We start from the raw sequence: 15,969 nt of genomic DNA, 5'->3' as shown, positions 1-15,969 counted from the left end.
ACGGTTCCCGCGCGCGTCTGCCTCTGCCGCCACCGATTCCGAAGGCAGCGGCGCCGGGGGCCACGGGTCGGGCCCGGCGTCCCGCACTGAGGACGGTCGGGACCGCCGACCGCACCGCCTCACTAGGCTGACCGGACCGGCCGCGGCCGGAGATCGCACCCACCCCGACCGGGAGGTTCACCCGTGTTCTCCAAGATCCTCGTCGCCAACCGTGGGGAGATCGCCGTGCGCGCCTTCCGCGCCGCGACCGAGCTGGGCGCGAAGACCGTGGCCGTCTTCCCGCACGAGGACCGCACCTCCGAGCACCGCCTCAAGGCCGACGAGTCCTACGAGATCGGCGAGCCCGGCCACCCGGTGCGGGCCTACCTCGACCACGCCGACATCGTGCGCGTGGCCGTCGAGTGCGGCGCCGACGCCATCTACCCCGGCTACGGGTTCATGTCGGAGAACCCCGACCTCGCCGAGGCCTGCGCCGCCAACGGCATCACCTTCATCGGGCCTCCGCCCTCGGCCCTGCACCTGGCCGGCAACAAGGCCCGCGCCATCCAGGCGGCCCGCGAGGCCGGGCTGCCCACCCTCGAGAGCGCTCCCCCGACCACCGACCTCGACGAGCTCGCCGCGGCGGCCGAGGGCATCGGCTACCCGGTCTTCGTCAAGGCCGTCTCCGGTGGCGGGGGGCGCGGCATGCGGCGCGTCGACGACGCCTCCACCCTGCGCGACTCCCTCGAGGCCGCCCAGCGCGAGGCCGACGCCGCCTTCGGCGACCCGACGCTCTACCTCGAGCAGGCCGTGGTCAACCCGCGGCACATCGAGGTCCAGGTCCTCGCCGACGCGACCGGCACGGTGCTCCACCTCTTCGAGCGCGACTGCTCGCTCCAGCGGCGCCACCAGAAGGTCATCGAGATCGCGCCGGCGCCGAACCTCGACCCCGACACCCGGGCCAGCATGTGCGCCGACGCCGTGCGCTTCGCCGAGTCGATCGGCTACGTCAACGCCGGCACCGTCGAGTTCCTCCTCGGCGAGGACGGCCGCTACGTCTTCATCGAGATGAACCCGCGGATCCAGGTGGAGCACACCGTCACCGAGGAGGTCACCGACATCGACCTCGTGGTGTCCCAGATGCGCATCGCCGCCGGCGAGACCTTCGATGACCTCGGGATGTCGCAGGACGACATCCAGCTGCGCGGGGCGGCGCTGCAGTGCCGCATCACCACCGAGGACCCGTCCAACGGCTTCCGTCCCGATGCCGGGCAGATCACCGTGTACCGCTCGGCCGGCGGTGGCGGCGTGCGCCTCGACGGCGGCACCGTGTTCGTCGGCGCCCAGGTCAGCCCGCACTTCGACTCGATGCTCGTCAAGCTCACCTGTCGCGGCCGGACCTTCCCCATGGCCGTGCGTCGAGCGCGAAGGGCGTTGGCGGAGTTCCGTATCCGCGGCGTCTCCACGAACATCCCGTTCCTCGAGGCGGTGCTCGCCGACCCGGTGTTCCAGCGCGGCGAGGCCACGACGAGCTTCATCGACGAGCGCCCCGAGCTGCTCCAGGCCCGCATGGGCGGCGACCGCGGCAGCCGGCTGCTCACCTACCTCGCCGACGTCACGGTCAACCAGCCGCACGGCGCGGCCACCACCCACATCAAGCCGCGCACCAAGCTGCCGGTCATCGACCGCGACGCGCCGGTGCCCCCCGGCAGCCGCGACCTGCTCCTGCGCGTCGGACCGGCCGAGTTCGCCCGCCGGCTGCGCGAGCGCACCGACGTCGCGGTCACCGACACGACCTTCCGCGACGCGCACCAGAGCCTGCTGGCCACCCGGATGCGCACCCGCGACCTGCTCCACGTCGCCGGCCACGTCTCGCGGCTCACCCCCGAGCTGCTCTCGATGGAGGCGTGGGGCGGCGCCACCTACGACGTCGCGCTCCGCTTCCTGTCCGAGGACCCGTGGGAGCGGCTCGCCCTGCTGCGGGAGGCCATGCCGAACATCCCGCTCCAGATGCTGCTCCGCGGCCGCAACACCGTGGGCTACACGCCGTACCCGACGAAGGTCACCGACGTCTTCGTCGAGGAGGCCGCGCGCACCGGGCTCGACATCTTCCGCATCTTCGACTCGCTCAACGACGTCTCGCAGATGCGCCCCGCGGTCGATGCCGTGCTGTCCACGGGGACCGCCGTGGCCGAGGTCGCCCTCTGCTACACCGGCAACCTCCTCGACCCGAACGAGAAGCTCTACACGCTCGACTACTACCTGCGCCTGGCCGAGGAGATCGTCGGCACCGGCGCCCACGTCCTCGCCATCAAGGACATGGCCGGGCTGCTGCGCGCCCCCGCTGCGACGACGCTCGTCACGGCGCTGCGCGAGAACTTCGACCTCCCGGTGCACCTGCACACGCACGACACCGCGGGCGGCCAGATCGGCACCCTCCTCGCCGCCATCGACGCCGGGGTCGACGCCGTCGACGCCGCGTGCTCCTCGATGGCCGGCACCACGAGCCAGCCGAGCCTGTCGGCCCTCGTCGCCGCCACCGACGGCACCGCGCGCCCCACCGGCCTCGACATCGACAAGGTGTTCTCCCTCGAGCCGTACTGGGAGGCCGTGCGCCAGCTCTACAAGCCCTTCGAGTCGGGCCTGGCCTCCCCCACGGGTCGCGTGTACTTCCACGAGATCCCCGGCGGGCAGCTGTCGAACCTGCGCCAGCAGGCCATCGCGCTCGGCATGGGCGACCGGTTCGAGGACATCGAGGACATGTACGCCGCGGCCAACGGCATCCTCGGCAACATCGTCAAGGTCACCCCGTCGTCGAAGGTCGTCGGTGACCTCGCCCTCGCCCTCGTCGGGGCGGGCGCCGACCCGGCCGACTTCGAGGAGAACCCCACGAAGTACGACATCCCCGACTCGGTGATCGGCTTCCTCGGCGGCGAGCTCGGCGACCCGCCCGGCGGGTGGCCCGAGCCGTTCCGCACCAAGGCCCTCCAGGGTCGCCAGCCCAGGCCGCGCACCACCGAGCTCACCCCCGAGCAGGAGGAGGCGCTGCGCACCGACCCGCGCCGCACCCTCAACCAGCTGCTCTTCCCCGGCCCGACCTCCGAGTTCGAGGACAGCCGCGAGCGCTACGGCGACCTGTCGGTGCTCGGGACCATCGAGTTCCTCCACGGGCTCGAGAAGGGCAGCGAGTACGAGGCCGAGATCGAGGCCGGCAAGCGGCTGCTCCTCGGCATCACCTCCATCGGCGACGCCGACCGGCAGGGCCTGCGCACGGTCATGTGCACCCTCAACGGCCAGTTCCGCCCGATCCAGGTCCGCGACCGCTCGGTGTCCGCCGACGTCAAGGCCGCCGAGAAGGCCGACCCCAAGAACAGCGGCCACGTTCCGGCACCGTTCGCGGGCGTCGTCACCCCCACCGTCGAGGAGGGGGCCACCGTCGAGGCCGGCGCCGTCGTCGCGACGATCGAGGCGATGAAGATGGAGGCCAACATCACCAGCCCGGTCGGGGGCACGGTCGAGCGCCTCGCCATCAACGGCCACCAGCAGATGGAGGGCGGCGACCTCATCCTCGTCGTGTCCTGACCTGCGCCCCGATCGGCGCGTTCCCAAACCCCCACCGGGGCCGTGGCGTGCCTACCGTGGAGGGATCCGCATCCGGTCGAGAAGTGGCTCGGTGCTCCACCACGAGTGAGGAGATCGACATGGGAATCGGCGACAAGATCGAGAACGCGAAGGACGACCTGGTCGGCAAGGGCAAGGAGGCCACGGGGAAGGCGACCGACAACGAGCGCCTCGAGGCCGAGGGCCAGGTCGAGCAGTCCGAGGCCGACCTCAAGCAGGCCGGCGAGAAGGTCAAGGACGCCTTCCGCAACTGACCACCGAGAGGACCGGGAATCCCTGCCCCGGTCCGGACGGGCCGCTCCGCACTCGCGGGGCGGCCCGTTCGTCGTCGGGGCGCCGACGAGGCCGCGAGGGACGGGCCGGCCGAGCTACCAGCTGCCGCCCGAGGACCCGCCCCCGCCACCGCCGGAGAAGCCGCCCCCGCCGCTGAACCCGCTGGAGCCGGAGGAGCCCGGCGTGGACACGAAGGTCCCGGCGGCCACCGTGGAGAAGGAGTCCATGCTCGAGGCGACGTCGGAGAAGCCGCCCGAGCCCCAGTCGCCCACGTACCAGGTGGGGCTGGCGACGACGTGGCCGGCCGCGGCGGCCGCCGCCGCGACCTCCTCGAAGACACCGGCCCACCGGTCGGCCAAGCCGAAGACGATGGCGTAGGGCAGGAAGCGCGAGAAGAGGTCCTGTGCCTCCTCCCAGCGGATCTGGTTGGCCTCGGCCGTGGCGAGGTAGCGCTCGAAACCCTTGCTCTGGGAGAGGACGGCCGAGCCCACCGCGGTGCGCGCCGCCATCCGCTTGCCGAGGGAGCGCACGATGAGCCCCGCGGCGCCGATGCCCGCGGCGAGGACCCACACCGGTGAGAGCGGGAAGTTCGCGTCGCTGAACACGCTGGACAGCCCGCCACCGACGAAGAAGGCGAAGAAGACCGCGCCCGCAGCCATGAGGGTGCCCAGGCCGACCCACACCGAGCGCTGGCGCTCGGGGCTGCGGCGGAACCAGCCGCGCTGCACGACCTCCTCGTACATGAGGCGCTGGACGGCGTCGAGGGTCGGCTTGAACTTGTTCTTCAGCTGCGACAGGGCGACCTGGTCGCCGGCGGCGAAGAGCGAGTCGAGGAGGGTCTGCTCGTAGGGCGCGAGGGCCGTGGCGCCGGCGGGGGGCGAGGTGCGGGTGAGGACCCAGTCGTCGGCGCGGAAGACGCCCTGGTCGTCGCGGGCGATGCGCAGGAAGCCCCGCACGGCGAGGTCGACGATGGTCGCGGTGACGTCGACGAGGTTGGCCTCCTCGTCGACGATCGTGCCGACCATCCCCGGCTGGACGCCTGCCGGCGGCGTGAACTGCACCGCGACCGTGGGGGTCGGGCCGCCGACGACGACCGGTGCGTCCTGGCCGACGCCGGGCGTCAGGCCGGGCGTGAGCCCTGCGAACTGCTCGTCACGGCCGCGGTTCCACACGAGCAGGCCCATGAGGGAGCCGGCGAGCAGGGGCAGGAGGCCGCCGGTGCCGATCGCCAGCCAGCCGAGGGCCCGCGCTCGGCCGGGGCTGAGGCTGCTGCCCCCGTCGGCGTCCGAGCTCCCCTGGCGCAGGTCAGGGGTGAGGTCGTCGAAGGCGTCGCTCGGGTACGACGTGAGGACGCTGGCCCCCTCCTCCGCGGCGAGGTCGGGGACGGTGAACTGCGCGGTGTCGCCCGCGGTCGCCTCGCACGGCGTGGTGGAGCCGAGCTCACCGTAGAAGCACGCGGCGCGGGTGGAGGCGACGGGGCCGGTGACCGTGGCGGAGACCTGGCGCTGCGGGAAGCCGTTCGAGGGGTCGACGACGTTGTAGTAGAACTCGGCGGTGCCGTCGCCGATGTCGTTGACCACGTGGCCCAGGCGGTAGCGCACGACGTAGTCGGCGGTGCCGCGGATCGTCTCGGACGGGCTGCCGACGCGGATCTGGCGGAAGGCCCCGAAGTCGGAGATGGCGATGTCCGTGGGTGCGCCCGACGGTGAGGTGACGGTGACCTCGGAGAGCTCGTAGTACCGGTACTGCGTCTCGCTGTCCTGGTACCCGGCGCGCACCTTGACGTTGCGCAGGATGCCGTGGCGCTCCTCGCCGTCGGGGAAGCGCCAGCGGATCGTCTCCGTGACGACGACCGAGCCGTCGGCCTCCACGTCGAAGGCCGTGGACAGGCGGTCGGCCTGCTCCTCCGCCGGCAGCGCGGCGGCGACCTCGGCGGGGCCGGTGGTCCACGCGGCCAGGGCGGGGGCCGGGTCGGCGGCACGTACACCGGCTGCGGGCGGGGAGGCCAGCGCGAGCGGCACGACGAGGAGCGCGACGACCACGACGAGCAGGCAGGAGAGCAGCCGCAGCGTGGGCCCCACGACCGTCAGCCGGCCCTCACCCCCGCGGCGCACTCAGTCCTCGCCGCGACGACGGGCGGCGATGGCGCGGGCGGCCTCGCGGGTGTCCTGGCGCTCGCGCAGGGCGTGGCGCTTGTCGTAGTTCTTCTTGCCCTTGGCCACGGCGATCTCGACCTTGGCCCGGCCGTCCTTGAAGTACAGGCTGAGCGGCACGAGCGTGTGGCCCGTCTCGCGGGTGGCCTGGAGCAGCTTGTCGAGCTCCCGGCGGTGGAGCAGCATCTTGCGCCGCCGCCGCGGGGTGTGGTTCGTCCAGGTGCCGTTGGCGTACTCGGGGATGTGCACGCCCTCGAGCCAGAGCTCGTCGTCGCGGTCGAACCCGGCCCAGCCGTCGACGAGCGAGGCCCGTCCCATGCGCAGCGCCTTGACCTCGGTGCCCATGAGGACCAGGCCCGCCTCGTACGTGTCCTCGATGAGGTAGTCGTGACGGGCCTTGCGGTTGCTCGCGACGAGCTTTCGTCCGGTCTCCTTGGCCACGAGGAGGAGGCTACCCGCCCGCACGCGCCGACCCCATCGGGTATCGACGAACGGGGTGGGTCAGAGCCACTTCCGCGGGTCGACGAAGTCGCCGTTCTCCAGCGTCTCGAAGTGCAGGTGGCAGCCCGTCGAGGTGCCGGTGCTGCCCTCGTAGCCGATGACCTCGCCGCGCGAGACGTGCCCGCCCCACTGCCTGATGCTCTGCAGGTGGTTGTACGTCGTCGCCAGGCTCTCGCCGGAGACCAGGCCGTGGTCGATGACGACGCGGTTGCCGTAGCCGCCGCCGTCGCCGGCGCTGATGATGTCGCCGCTGGCGGCCGCACGGACCGGAGAGCCGCAGGGGGCGGCGTAGTCGCGCCCCGAGTGCAGCTTCCAGTAGTGGTAGATCGGGTGGAAGCGCATGCCGAACTCGGAGCTGACGCGTCCGTTGCTGGGCCGGCTGAGGTAGCCCTTGCCGCTGCCGGAGGACGAGCCGCCGCCCGAACCGCCCGTGCTGGGGCGGGAGTGGCTGCTCTGGTTGCGGCGCTTGCGCTCGGCGGCGGCCTTCTTGCGGGCCGCCTCGGCGCGGGCGCGGGCCTGGGCCGCGCGCTTGACGAGGATCTTCTTCAGCCGGGCCTGCTCGGACTGCATCTGGCTGAGGCGGGCCTTGTCGCGGGCGAGCTTGTCGGCGACCGTGCGGGCCTGCGCGGCCTGGCGGGCGGCGAGGGCGTCCATCTGGGCCTTGGCGGCGGCCGCGGCGTCGCGGGCCTTCTTCGCCTTGGCGAGGGCGGCCTCGGCCTGCTTCTTCTTGGCGGCGGAGTCGGCGCGCAGGGCGGAGAGGTGGTCCTCGAGGGCGGTGAGGCTGGCCCGCTCGCTGGCGAGCCGCTCCATCGCCTCGCTCTGGACGTCCATGACGGTGTCGACGAGGGCGATCCGGTCCGCGAACTGCTGCGGGTCCGAGCTGGTGAGCGCCATGTCCAGCTGGCCGAAGCCCTGCTCCTGGTAGATCTGCGCGGCGAACTGGGCGACGCGGGTGCGGCTCTCGGTGACCTCGGTCGTCGTCTTGGTCAGCTGGGCCTGCGCCTTCTTCTCGCTGGCGACGGCCGCCTCGAGCTCCTGGGCGGCGACGGCGTTGGCGCGGTCTGCGGCGGCGGCGGTGCTCTGCGCCTTGGCGAGGGCGGCCTGGACGCCGGGCAGCTGCTTCTTCGTGCGCTGCAGGGCCGCGTAGGCGTCGGCGAGGTCCGAGCTGGTGTCGTCGAGCTTGTCCTTGAGCTGGTCGACCTGGGCGTCGACCTTGCGCTTCTCCTTGCCCGGGTCGGACCCGGTGGAGACGGCCTGCGCCGAGGTGGTCGCCAGGGCAGCGGCGCACAGCAGCGAGGTCCCGAGGGCGATCGCCCGGCGAGAGGCGCGCAGGGGTGCACGGTCAGGTCGTCCCATGATCACCATTGGTAACACGTTTCACACGAGTTCGGGTACTCGACGGGCGAAATCGGTGTCCCTCGCGCGCCGAACGGTCGCTCCACCCGCGCGCCCACGGCATCAGACCCGCAGGTAGCGGCGCAGCGTGACCAGGCTGGTCATCACCGCGATCGAGAGCACGCCGGCGAACATCCAGGGCGCGATGACCCAGACGTCGGAGGTGCCGATGAACGCCTGGCTGAGCGCGAGCTTGATGAAGCCCTCGTTGAAGACGTACTGGGTGAGGGCGACGAGCAGCCCGACGGCCAGCCCGACCCCCGCGGCCGAGACGATGACCATCTCGGCGATGAACGGCATCCTGATGGTCCAGTTCGAGGCCCCGACGAGCCGCATGATGCCGATCTCGCGGCGCCTGATGAAGGCCGCCTGGCGGATCGTCGTCGCCATCAGCAGTGCGGCACAGGCCGCCATCAGGCCGGCGAGGATCACCGCGAAGATGGTGATGTAGTTGATGATCGCGAAGAACTTCGACAGGACCTTCTCCTGGTCCTGCACCGCCGCGACACCGGGCGCTCCCTCGAACTGGTCGGTGACGACCTGGAACTTCGTGGGGTCGTCGAGCTGGACGCGCAGGCTCTGCGGGATGTCGCCGAGCTGGACGTTGCCGCTGATCGGGCTGTTGCGGAACTGCTCGCGGAAGCGGTCGAAGGCGTCCTGCTCGGACTCGTAGAAGACCTGCTTGACCTCGGGCAGGGCCTCGAGCTGGCGCTGGATGGCGTCGCGCTGCTCGTTGGTGGCAGCGGTGTCCTCGCAGTTGGGCTGGCGGGAGTTGGCCGTGCACAGGTAGATCGAGACCTGGATGCGGTCGTACCAGTAGCCCTTCATCGTGTCGGCCTGGCGCTGGGCGAGCAGGCCCAGGCCGAGCAGGAACATCGAGACCATCGTCACCAGGACGACCGACAGGGCCATCGAGATGTTGCGACGCAGGCCGGAGCCGACCTCGGAGAACAGGAAGCGGGGCTGCACGGGTCAGGCCTCCGTGGCGTGGTGGTAGGTGGCGTCCTCCTGGTCGCGGACGACCTTGCCGTCCTCCAGCTGCAGGACGCGGCGGCGCAGGTCGTTGACGATGTCGTGGTCGTGCGTGGCCATGACGATCGTGGTGCCGGTGCGGTTGATCCGCTCGAGCAGGCGCACGATGTCGAGGCTGATGGCGCGGTCGAGGTTTCCCGTGGGCTCGTCGCACAGGAGGATCTGGGGGCGGTTGACCACGGCGCGGGCGATGGCGACGCGCTGCTGCTCACCACCGGAGAGCTGGTGCGGGAAGCGCTTCTCCTTGCCGCCGAGGCCGACCATCTCCAGGGTCTCGGGGACGAGCTGGCGGATCATGTGCCCCGGCTTGCCGATGACCTGCAGGGCGTAGGCGACGTTCTCGTGGACCGTCTTGTTCGGCAGCAGGCGGAAGTCCTGGAACACCGCGCCCATCTCGCGCCGCAGCCGCGGTACCTGGCGCATCGGCATCTTCCCGAGGTCGTGACCGGCGACGAGGACGGTGCCCTCGCTGGCCGCCTCCTCGCGCAGGGCGAGGCGCAGCATCGTGGACTTGCCCGACCCCGACGGACCGACGACGAACATGAACTCGCCGCGCTCGATCGAGACGCTGACGCCGTCGACGGCAGGACGGGTCGCCCGGGGGTAGACCTTGGTGACGTTCTCGAAGCGGATCATGGGCGTCTGGGGGCCCTCACGGGTGGTCGGCGGCAGGGGTGCGGCGACACCCCGACGGGGATCGCCTTCGCGTCGAGGATAGGTCGCCGACCTGCCCGAGGTGGTCAGGTCACGGACCTTCGGCGGGTCTCGGGAGCGGGTCGGTCCGCTCGGCCGACCCCTGCGGGCCGTTCGGTCAGAGCGCGCAGGTGTCGAGCACGTCGCCCTCCGGACGCGGGACGGTGCGGTCGGCACGCGGCGGCGTGCCGTCCTCCACCCAGGCGGTCAGGAGGTCGAAGCCGGTGCGGGCGCAGGGCAGCAGCGGACGCAGCCGGTCGGGGAAGGCGGCGTAGAGGCCGTCGGTGTGGGTGCCGCCCTCGACCCGGTAGTAGCGGTGCAGGTCGCCCGAGCCGGCGCCGTCGACGAGCCGGTCGTACACGTCGGAGTCGGTGCCGATCGGCAGGAGGGTGTCGAGGTCGCCGTGGATGGTGACCAGGGGCTTGCCGATGCGACCGGTCAGCTCGACGGAGCGCACCGCGTCCTTCACCGACTGCGGGCGGGAGGCGTAGTCGTAGTCGGCGTCGCAGGTGGGGGTGCCGCTGGCGCAGAACGGGATGCCGGCCTTCAGGTCGCCGTCGTAGCCCGGGTCGAGCTCCTCGCGGTACCAGCGCTGGGTGGCGTCCCAGTAGACCTGGTGGTGGAAGGGCCAGAGAAACTCCGACCCGGTCGCGAAGCCGGCCGCGATCATCGCGTCGTGGGCCTGCTGGTCGCCCGTCGCGGCGTACCTCGGGTACTCCTTGAGCGCCGTGGGGAGGGAGGTGAGGAGGTTGGGGCCGTCGGCGCGGAAGAGGGTGCCCTCCCAGTCGAGGCCGCCGTCGTAGAGGTCGGGACGGTTCTCGAGCTGCCACCGGGTGAGGTAGCCACCGTTGGAGATGCCGGCCATGTAGGTGCGGTGCGGCCGCTCGGCGCGCACGCGGGTCACCGTGTCCTTCGTGGCGACGGCGAGCTCGGTGACGCGGCGGTGCCACTCGCGGATCGAGCCGCCGGGCGTCGAGCCGTCGTCCCAGAAGCTCGCGCCGACGTTGCCCTTGTCGGTGGACGCGAAGGCGTAGCCCTGGGCCAGCACCCAGTCGCCGATGACGAGGTCGTTGGCGTACTGCGCCCGCACGCCGGGCGCCCCGCTGATGACGACCTCGCCGTTCCACGCGTCGGGGATCCGCATGACGAACTGGCTGTCGTGGTTCCAGCCGTGGTTGGTGTTCGAGGTCGAGGCGTCCGGGAAGTAGCCGTCGACCTGGATGCCGGGGACACCGCTCGGCGTCCGGCTGCGGGGGCGTGGAGGCCGTTCCAGTCGGCCGGGTTGGTGTGCCCGCTCTTCGCCGTGCCGGTCGTCGTGAGGTCGTCGAGGCAGGCGACCTCCACGTGCTCGGCACCCGTGACCCTGACCTTGTCGATGCGGGCGCAGTGGCCGGCGCCCGGCTTGTCGGCCGTGGCGGGTGCGGCCGTGGCCAGCGTTCCCGCCACGACGGCCCCGGTGAGGGCGAGGGACGTCAGGGCTCGGGCGGCGCGGCGCTGCGCCATCGTCATCGACATGCGGGTCAGCCTCGTGCGGGCCTCCCACCTGCATCAATGTGCGTCGACCACACCGGACGCCGGTCCGCAGTGGTCCCCGCGGCCGTCAGTCGCTGGTGACGGTGGGGAGCGCCGGAGCGGGGTGGTCCTCGGTCGGCGGGGCGAGGACGCCGCGGAAGGTCGCGACCACCATCGCCACGGCGCGGCGAAGGTCGTCATCGGGGAGGAAGGGGCCGTTCGGGACGTCGTCGGGCCACCAGCGCACGAGGTGCTCGCCCTCGAACTGGTGCGGCTCGTGCCAGCCGAGGTCGGTCAGGGCGGCGCGCTCCGCGTCCGACAGGGGGAAGCGCCCACCGGAGGCCTGCGACCCGATGCAGAACCCGCGCAGGTGCTCCTCGCGGCGGGTCAGCCGCACCCAGGGGGCGACCTGCTCGTGCTTGGCGGGCACGAACCCGCGCAGCCGCGCCTTCCTCAGCAGGCTCGGGCGCGAGGCGGACCCGGGCGCGGTGACGGTGAGGGACTCGCCGTCCCCGAGGCCGAGGAGGGCCTGCTCGAGGTCGCGCGACCAGCTCGCCCAGTCGGCGCTCGCGTGGTCGGGCGCGGGGTCAGCGGACACCGGTCACTCCCCCGCGGCGGCGGCCTTGTCCTGCGCGATGCGCCACCGGATGCCGGCCTCCATGAAGGCGTCGATGTCGCCGTCGAACACGCCCGAGGTGTTGCCGACCTCGTGCTCGGTGCGCAGGTCCTTGACCATCTGGTACGGGTGCAGGACGTACGAGCGCATCTGCTCGCCCCAGCTGGCCTTGACGTCGCCGGCGAGCTCCTTGCGCTCGGCGGCCTCCTCGGCCTTCTTGAGCAGGAGCAGGCGCGACTGCATGACGCGCAGGGCCGCGGCGCGGTTCTGGATCTGGCTCTTCTCGTTCTGCATCGACACCACGGTGCCGGTGGGCAGGTGGGTCATGCGCACGGCGGAGTCGGTGGTGTTCACCGACTGGCCGCCGGGGCCGCTGGAGCGGAAGACGTCGATCTTCAGGTCGTTCTCGGGGATCTCGATGGTGTCGGTCTGCTCGATGAGCGGCACGACCTCCACGGCGGCGAAGCTGGTCTGGCGGCGGCCCTGGTTGTCGAACGGGCTGATCCGCACGAGGCGGTGGGTGCCGCCCTCGACGCTGAGGTTGCCGTAGGCGTAGGGCACGTCGACCTCGAAGGTGGCCGACTTCAGGCCCGCCTCCTCGGCGTAGGAGGTGTCGAGGACCTTGACGGGGTAGCCGTGGCGCTCGGCCCAGCGCAGGTACATGCGCATGAGCATCTCGGCGAAGTCGGCGGCGTCGACGCCGCCGGCGCCCGCGCGGATCGTCACCACGGCGGCGCGCTCGTCGTACTCGCCGGAGAGCAGGGTGCGGACCTCGAGCTCACCGACGGCCTTGCGCACGGCGACGAGCTCCTTCTCGGCCTCCTGGAGGGTCTCGGCGTCGTTCTCCTCCTGGCCCATCTCGACCAGGGCCTCGAGGTCGTCGATCTTCGCGTCCATGCCGGTGACGCGGTCGTGCTCGGCCTTGGCCCGGGACAGCCCGGAGGTGACGACCTGCGCCTTCTCCTGGTCGTCCCAGAGGTTGGGGTCGGACGCCTGCTTCTCGAAGTCGGCGATGGTCGCCTCGAGCTTGGCGAGGTCGGTCACCTCACGCACGGACGACATGGTCGTGCGGAGGTCCTTGATCTCCTGGGAGAAGTCGGTGGCCACGAGGGTCAAGCCTACGTGAGCCCGCGCCGTGCCCGGTCCGCCACCGCTCGCACCTAGGAGCCGCCGCCCCCGATGCGCCACGTCACCGTGGGCGTCGGGACCGTCACCGTGACCTCGACCGGCACGGGCGTCACCGTCGTGGCGACCCCGTGTGGCAGGACGACCTCGATGCGCCGACAGGTCGCCCCCGAGGTCTCGGGCAGCGTGCGGATGGTCCACGGCGACTCGGCCGTTCCCGACCCGGACACCAGCTCGACGAGCGCCACCGTGCCGGTGACCCCCTCGACGGGCCGCGTGGGCGCGCAATCCTTGAGTCCCACCGCCTTCCAGACCTCGGGGGCTCCTGCGGCCTTGTCGTCGAGGACCAGGGCAACCAGTCCAGAGCCGGGCGATGCCGCGCCCCCGCCCGCCGCCGCGTCCGTGTCCTCCGCCGCCGGGGTCGAGAGCACCAGCTGGTAGACGATCCCCAGGGCGAGCGCACCCCCGGCCGCCCACCAGGTGATGGCTCGCACGCTGCGCTTGGTCTCGATGCGGCGGTAGCGGGCCAGGCCGAGCAGCGCCGCTGCGCCGGCTTGGTACTCGACGAGCCGTTGGCGTGCCTCCCGCAGCGCCGCCTCGACCCCGGCACGGAGGCCGTCCGGGTCCGGATCGTCCTCCGTACCGAGGAAGGGGGGTCTGGAGAGTGCGTGCTCGAGGTCGACGACGGCCCGCTCCGCGAAGCGCAGGTGGGTGGCTGCCGGGACGCCCGGCAGCGCCCGCGGTCCGAAGTAGTCGAGCTCGCGGCCCGCGAACTCGGCGGTCGCCTCGAGATCCTCGAGGGCCACGACCTCGGGGGTGAAGACCCGGGCCACCTCCCGCACGACGAGGCCCAGGAGCAGCACGGCGACGAGGGCGCACGCGAGCGCCACCACGAGCTGACCGGTGTTGGCCGACCACGACAGCTCGGGCCGCTTGCCGAGTGTCCCCGTGCCGAAGATGAACGCGGCACCCGCGCCGATGACGACGAGGATCCACCGGGCCCCGTTGCGGATCCGCGCGATGCCCTCGTCCCACGAGCCGATCACCGGGTCGAGGAGCTCGTTGACGGCGGCGGTCTCGACCTTGTCCTCATCGGCCACGGCGACGCTCCGTCGGCTGGGCCCGGGCGAGGAGCGACCGGGCGCGCGCAGTGGCGGCATCGATGGCCGGCACCCGCGCGGGTGCTCGCACCCTCGTCGGGACGCTCGGCGGTGTCTGGGGTGCCGGGTCGGGCTCGGGCTCCTTCACCGGGGCCGGAGGCACTCCCCACAGCCGCGTCCAGGCGTCGGCGCCGGGGAGCCACTCCCACACCACGTCGTCGTGCACGCGGGTCACGCCGGACGCTCTCTCTGCGGCCGTCGGGGCCCCAGGGGGTTCGGGGTCCTTCGCGGTCCCTCCGTGCCGTGGGGTCGCGCCGGGGTCCTCGGCTGCCATTCCCGTCCCCTCTCCTCCCGTGTGACGACACCACGGTCCTCCTGAGGCCGTCCGGGCGCCAGCCCTCGCCGCCGGCCCGTTCTCAGCGGAACCTGCTGGTCAGGAGCATCGGACGCCACACACCGGGCGTCGCGCCATACGGGGAACTCCTCACTGCCCGGGAGGTCGCCCGCCCGGTTCCATGTGCGGATGGCTGACCAGCCACCCACCACGTGAGAGGAGCCCCCGCATGAGCATCGGATCGAGAGCCCGCCGAGGGCTGTTCGTGGGCGTCGCGGCGACGGGCGCGCTCGCCCTCGGTGCGGCCCCGGCACTGGCCCACCACTGCTACGTCCCGATGTACAGCCTCAACGCCCCGGCGTCGGACGGCTGGCTCGTCTTCAGCGCCGAGGCCGGCGCGGCGGAGATCGTGGGCTACCACGCGCAGTGCCAGGGCGCGGTCGACGCCGGCTACGACGCCCTGCGCGCCGGACGGATGCCGGTCGGCATCAAGATCTTCGAGCGGATGACGATCGGCGACCCCAAGGGCACCGGGGGCAGCGCGAACCCCAACGGCGCGAACGGCAAGGGCCTGGAGTACTTCGGCGCGGGGTCGACCCTGGCCGACGAGATGGTCATGACCTGGATCGAGGCGGCCGACGCCCACGAGTGCTGACGGGGAGGATCCGGGGGGGTGCCTGCCGCGGACCCGCAGGGGGGCCGCGGCCGGTGTCTCACCGCCCCGGCCCACCACCTTTCCCCACGCCACTTGGGAAAAGCCTGAGAGGGGCGGCGCGACCGGCGGGTGAGTCTGCTGGTCAGGGCCCTGCGAAACGCCCTACCGTTCGCGGATGGGGCAGGTGGACCCGACGCTGAGGCTCGTGACCGACCTGGTCGCGCGGATGGCTCGGAGCGACGGGGTGGGCGCTCGGGTCGACTCGATGCTGGACCTCGTCTGCGACCTCGTCGAGGCCGAGCTGGGCCTGGTGCTGCAGGCCGACCCCACCCACACCCGCGTGCGCGTCACGGGGCGACGGCTGCCGCCGGGCTCGGAGCAGGAGGTCTCGCGCGAGCTGCAGCAGATCGGCGCCAGCGACCCGCTCCTCGACCCCGTGGCCGAGGGCGACCTCACGCCTCGCTCGGCGGCCCGGGCGTTCGGTGCCGCCGGCTGGGCCGCGTCGTACCAGCGGGCGGGGTGCGTGCGGGTGTGCGACGTCGACCAGGTGTGCACGCTCCCCCTCGTGGGCGGCCCGGACTTCGTCATCGCCATGTTCGCGCGGCGGGGTGAGGACTTCACCGACGCCCACCTGCACAGCCTGGCGACCATCCAGCCCGTGGTCGCCGACGTGGTGGCCATCGCCGGGCTGCGACCGCTCCCCCACCCCGAGGAGCGCCCCACCCTGACCGCCCGCGAGACCGAGGTGCTCGTCCTGCTCTCCCGGGGCCACACCTGCTCGAGGATCGGGCGCGAGCTGGGCGCGTCGCCGCGAACGGTCGAGGTCCACCTCGGTCACGTCTACGCCAAGCTCGGCGTCGGCGACCGACTCTCGGCCGTCCTGGCCGCCTACGACCTCGGCCTCATCCCGCCCCGGGGCCACCGGGCCCGGCCACCCGCGACGTGAGGCGCCCCTCCACCCGGGGTTCGGGCGGAGGGGC

Annotated in this window: 13 protein-coding genes; 4 read left to right on the top strand and 9 right to left on the bottom strand. The window is 72.4% G+C overall.

Annotation, left to right across the window (positions count from 1 at the left end):
• Positions 1-183: 183 nt before the first annotated feature.
• Positions 184-3,561, top strand: a complete 3,378-nt coding sequence (locus ACFLFB_RS06800) for a pyruvate carboxylase (protein WP_392544955.1) — start codon at positions 184-186, stop codon at positions 3,559-3,561.
• Between the two features lie 119 nt (positions 3,562-3,680).
• Complete coding sequence (locus ACFLFB_RS06795; RefSeq protein ID WP_392544954.1) at positions 3,681-3,854, top strand: CsbD family protein; 174 nt, start codon at positions 3,681-3,683, stop codon at positions 3,852-3,854.
• A gap of 114 nt (positions 3,855-3,968) precedes the next feature.
• Here the strand turns inward: ACFLFB_RS06795 and ACFLFB_RS06790 are convergent, their stop codons facing one another.
• From ACFLFB_RS06790 to ACFLFB_RS06750, 9 genes are all read right to left on the bottom strand, one after another.
• On the bottom strand, positions 3,969-5,954 hold the full coding sequence (locus tag ACFLFB_RS06790; RefSeq protein ID WP_392544953.1) for a DUF2207 domain-containing protein: 1,986 nt from the start codon (positions 5,952-5,954) through the stop codon (positions 3,969-3,971).
• Between the two features lie 33 nt (positions 5,955-5,987).
• Complete coding sequence (gene smpB / locus ACFLFB_RS06785; protein WP_392544952.1) at positions 5,988-6,467, bottom strand: SsrA-binding protein SmpB; 480 nt, start codon at positions 6,465-6,467, stop codon at positions 5,988-5,990.
• 60 nt (positions 6,468-6,527) lie between these two features.
• Positions 6,528-7,883: a peptidoglycan DD-metalloendopeptidase family protein gene (locus ACFLFB_RS06780; protein ID WP_392544951.1), complete on the bottom strand. Its 1,356-nt coding sequence runs from the start codon at positions 7,881-7,883 to the stop codon at positions 6,528-6,530.
• Between the two features lie 102 nt (positions 7,884-7,985).
• Complete coding sequence (ftsX, locus tag ACFLFB_RS06775; protein WP_392544950.1) at positions 7,986-8,891, bottom strand: permease-like cell division protein FtsX; 906 nt, start codon at positions 8,889-8,891, stop codon at positions 7,986-7,988.
• Between the two features lie 3 nt (positions 8,892-8,894).
• Complete coding sequence (ftsE, locus tag ACFLFB_RS06770) at positions 8,895-9,590, bottom strand: cell division ATP-binding protein FtsE (RefSeq protein WP_392544949.1); 696 nt, start codon at positions 9,588-9,590, stop codon at positions 8,895-8,897.
• A gap of 175 nt (positions 9,591-9,765) precedes the next feature.
• Positions 9,766-10,791 (bottom strand): tannase/feruloyl esterase family alpha/beta hydrolase, encoded by a 1,026-nt coding sequence (locus tag ACFLFB_RS06765; protein WP_392544948.1) that lies wholly within the window; start codon positions 10,789-10,791, stop codon positions 9,766-9,768.
• Between the two features lie 456 nt (positions 10,792-11,247).
• A complete protein-coding gene (locus tag ACFLFB_RS06760; RefSeq protein WP_392544947.1) occupies positions 11,248-11,757 on the bottom strand; it encodes a TY-Chap domain-containing protein in 510 nt (169 codons plus the stop codon).
• A gap of 3 nt (positions 11,758-11,760) precedes the next feature.
• Entirely contained in the window at positions 11,761-12,882 is a 1,122-nt protein-coding gene (gene prfB, locus ACFLFB_RS06755) for a peptide chain release factor 2 (protein WP_392544946.1), read from the bottom strand.
• 53 nt (positions 12,883-12,935) lie between these two features.
• Positions 12,936-14,000, bottom strand: coding sequence for a hypothetical protein (locus ACFLFB_RS06750; protein WP_392544945.1), 1,065 nt, complete (start codon positions 13,998-14,000; stop codon positions 12,936-12,938).
• 563 nt (positions 14,001-14,563) lie between these two features.
• Here ACFLFB_RS06750 and ACFLFB_RS06745 point away from each other — a divergent pair.
• Together ACFLFB_RS06745 and ACFLFB_RS06740 are read left to right on the top strand one after the other, a co-directional pair.
• A complete protein-coding gene (locus tag ACFLFB_RS06745; RefSeq protein ID WP_392544944.1) occupies positions 14,564-14,989 on the top strand; it encodes a hypothetical protein in 426 nt (141 codons plus the stop codon).
• 205 nt (positions 14,990-15,194) lie between these two features.
• Complete coding sequence (locus ACFLFB_RS06740) at positions 15,195-15,935, top strand: response regulator transcription factor (protein ID WP_392544943.1); 741 nt, start codon at positions 15,195-15,197, stop codon at positions 15,933-15,935.
• Positions 15,936-15,969: the final 34 nt, after the last annotated feature.

The sequence above is a fragment of the Oryzobacter telluris genome, assembly GCF_043099285.1.
Taxonomy (GTDB): Bacteria; Actinomycetota; Actinomycetes; order Actinomycetales; family Dermatophilaceae; genus Oryzobacter; species Oryzobacter telluris.
This window is presented reverse-complemented; position numbering and strand designations above follow the sequence as displayed.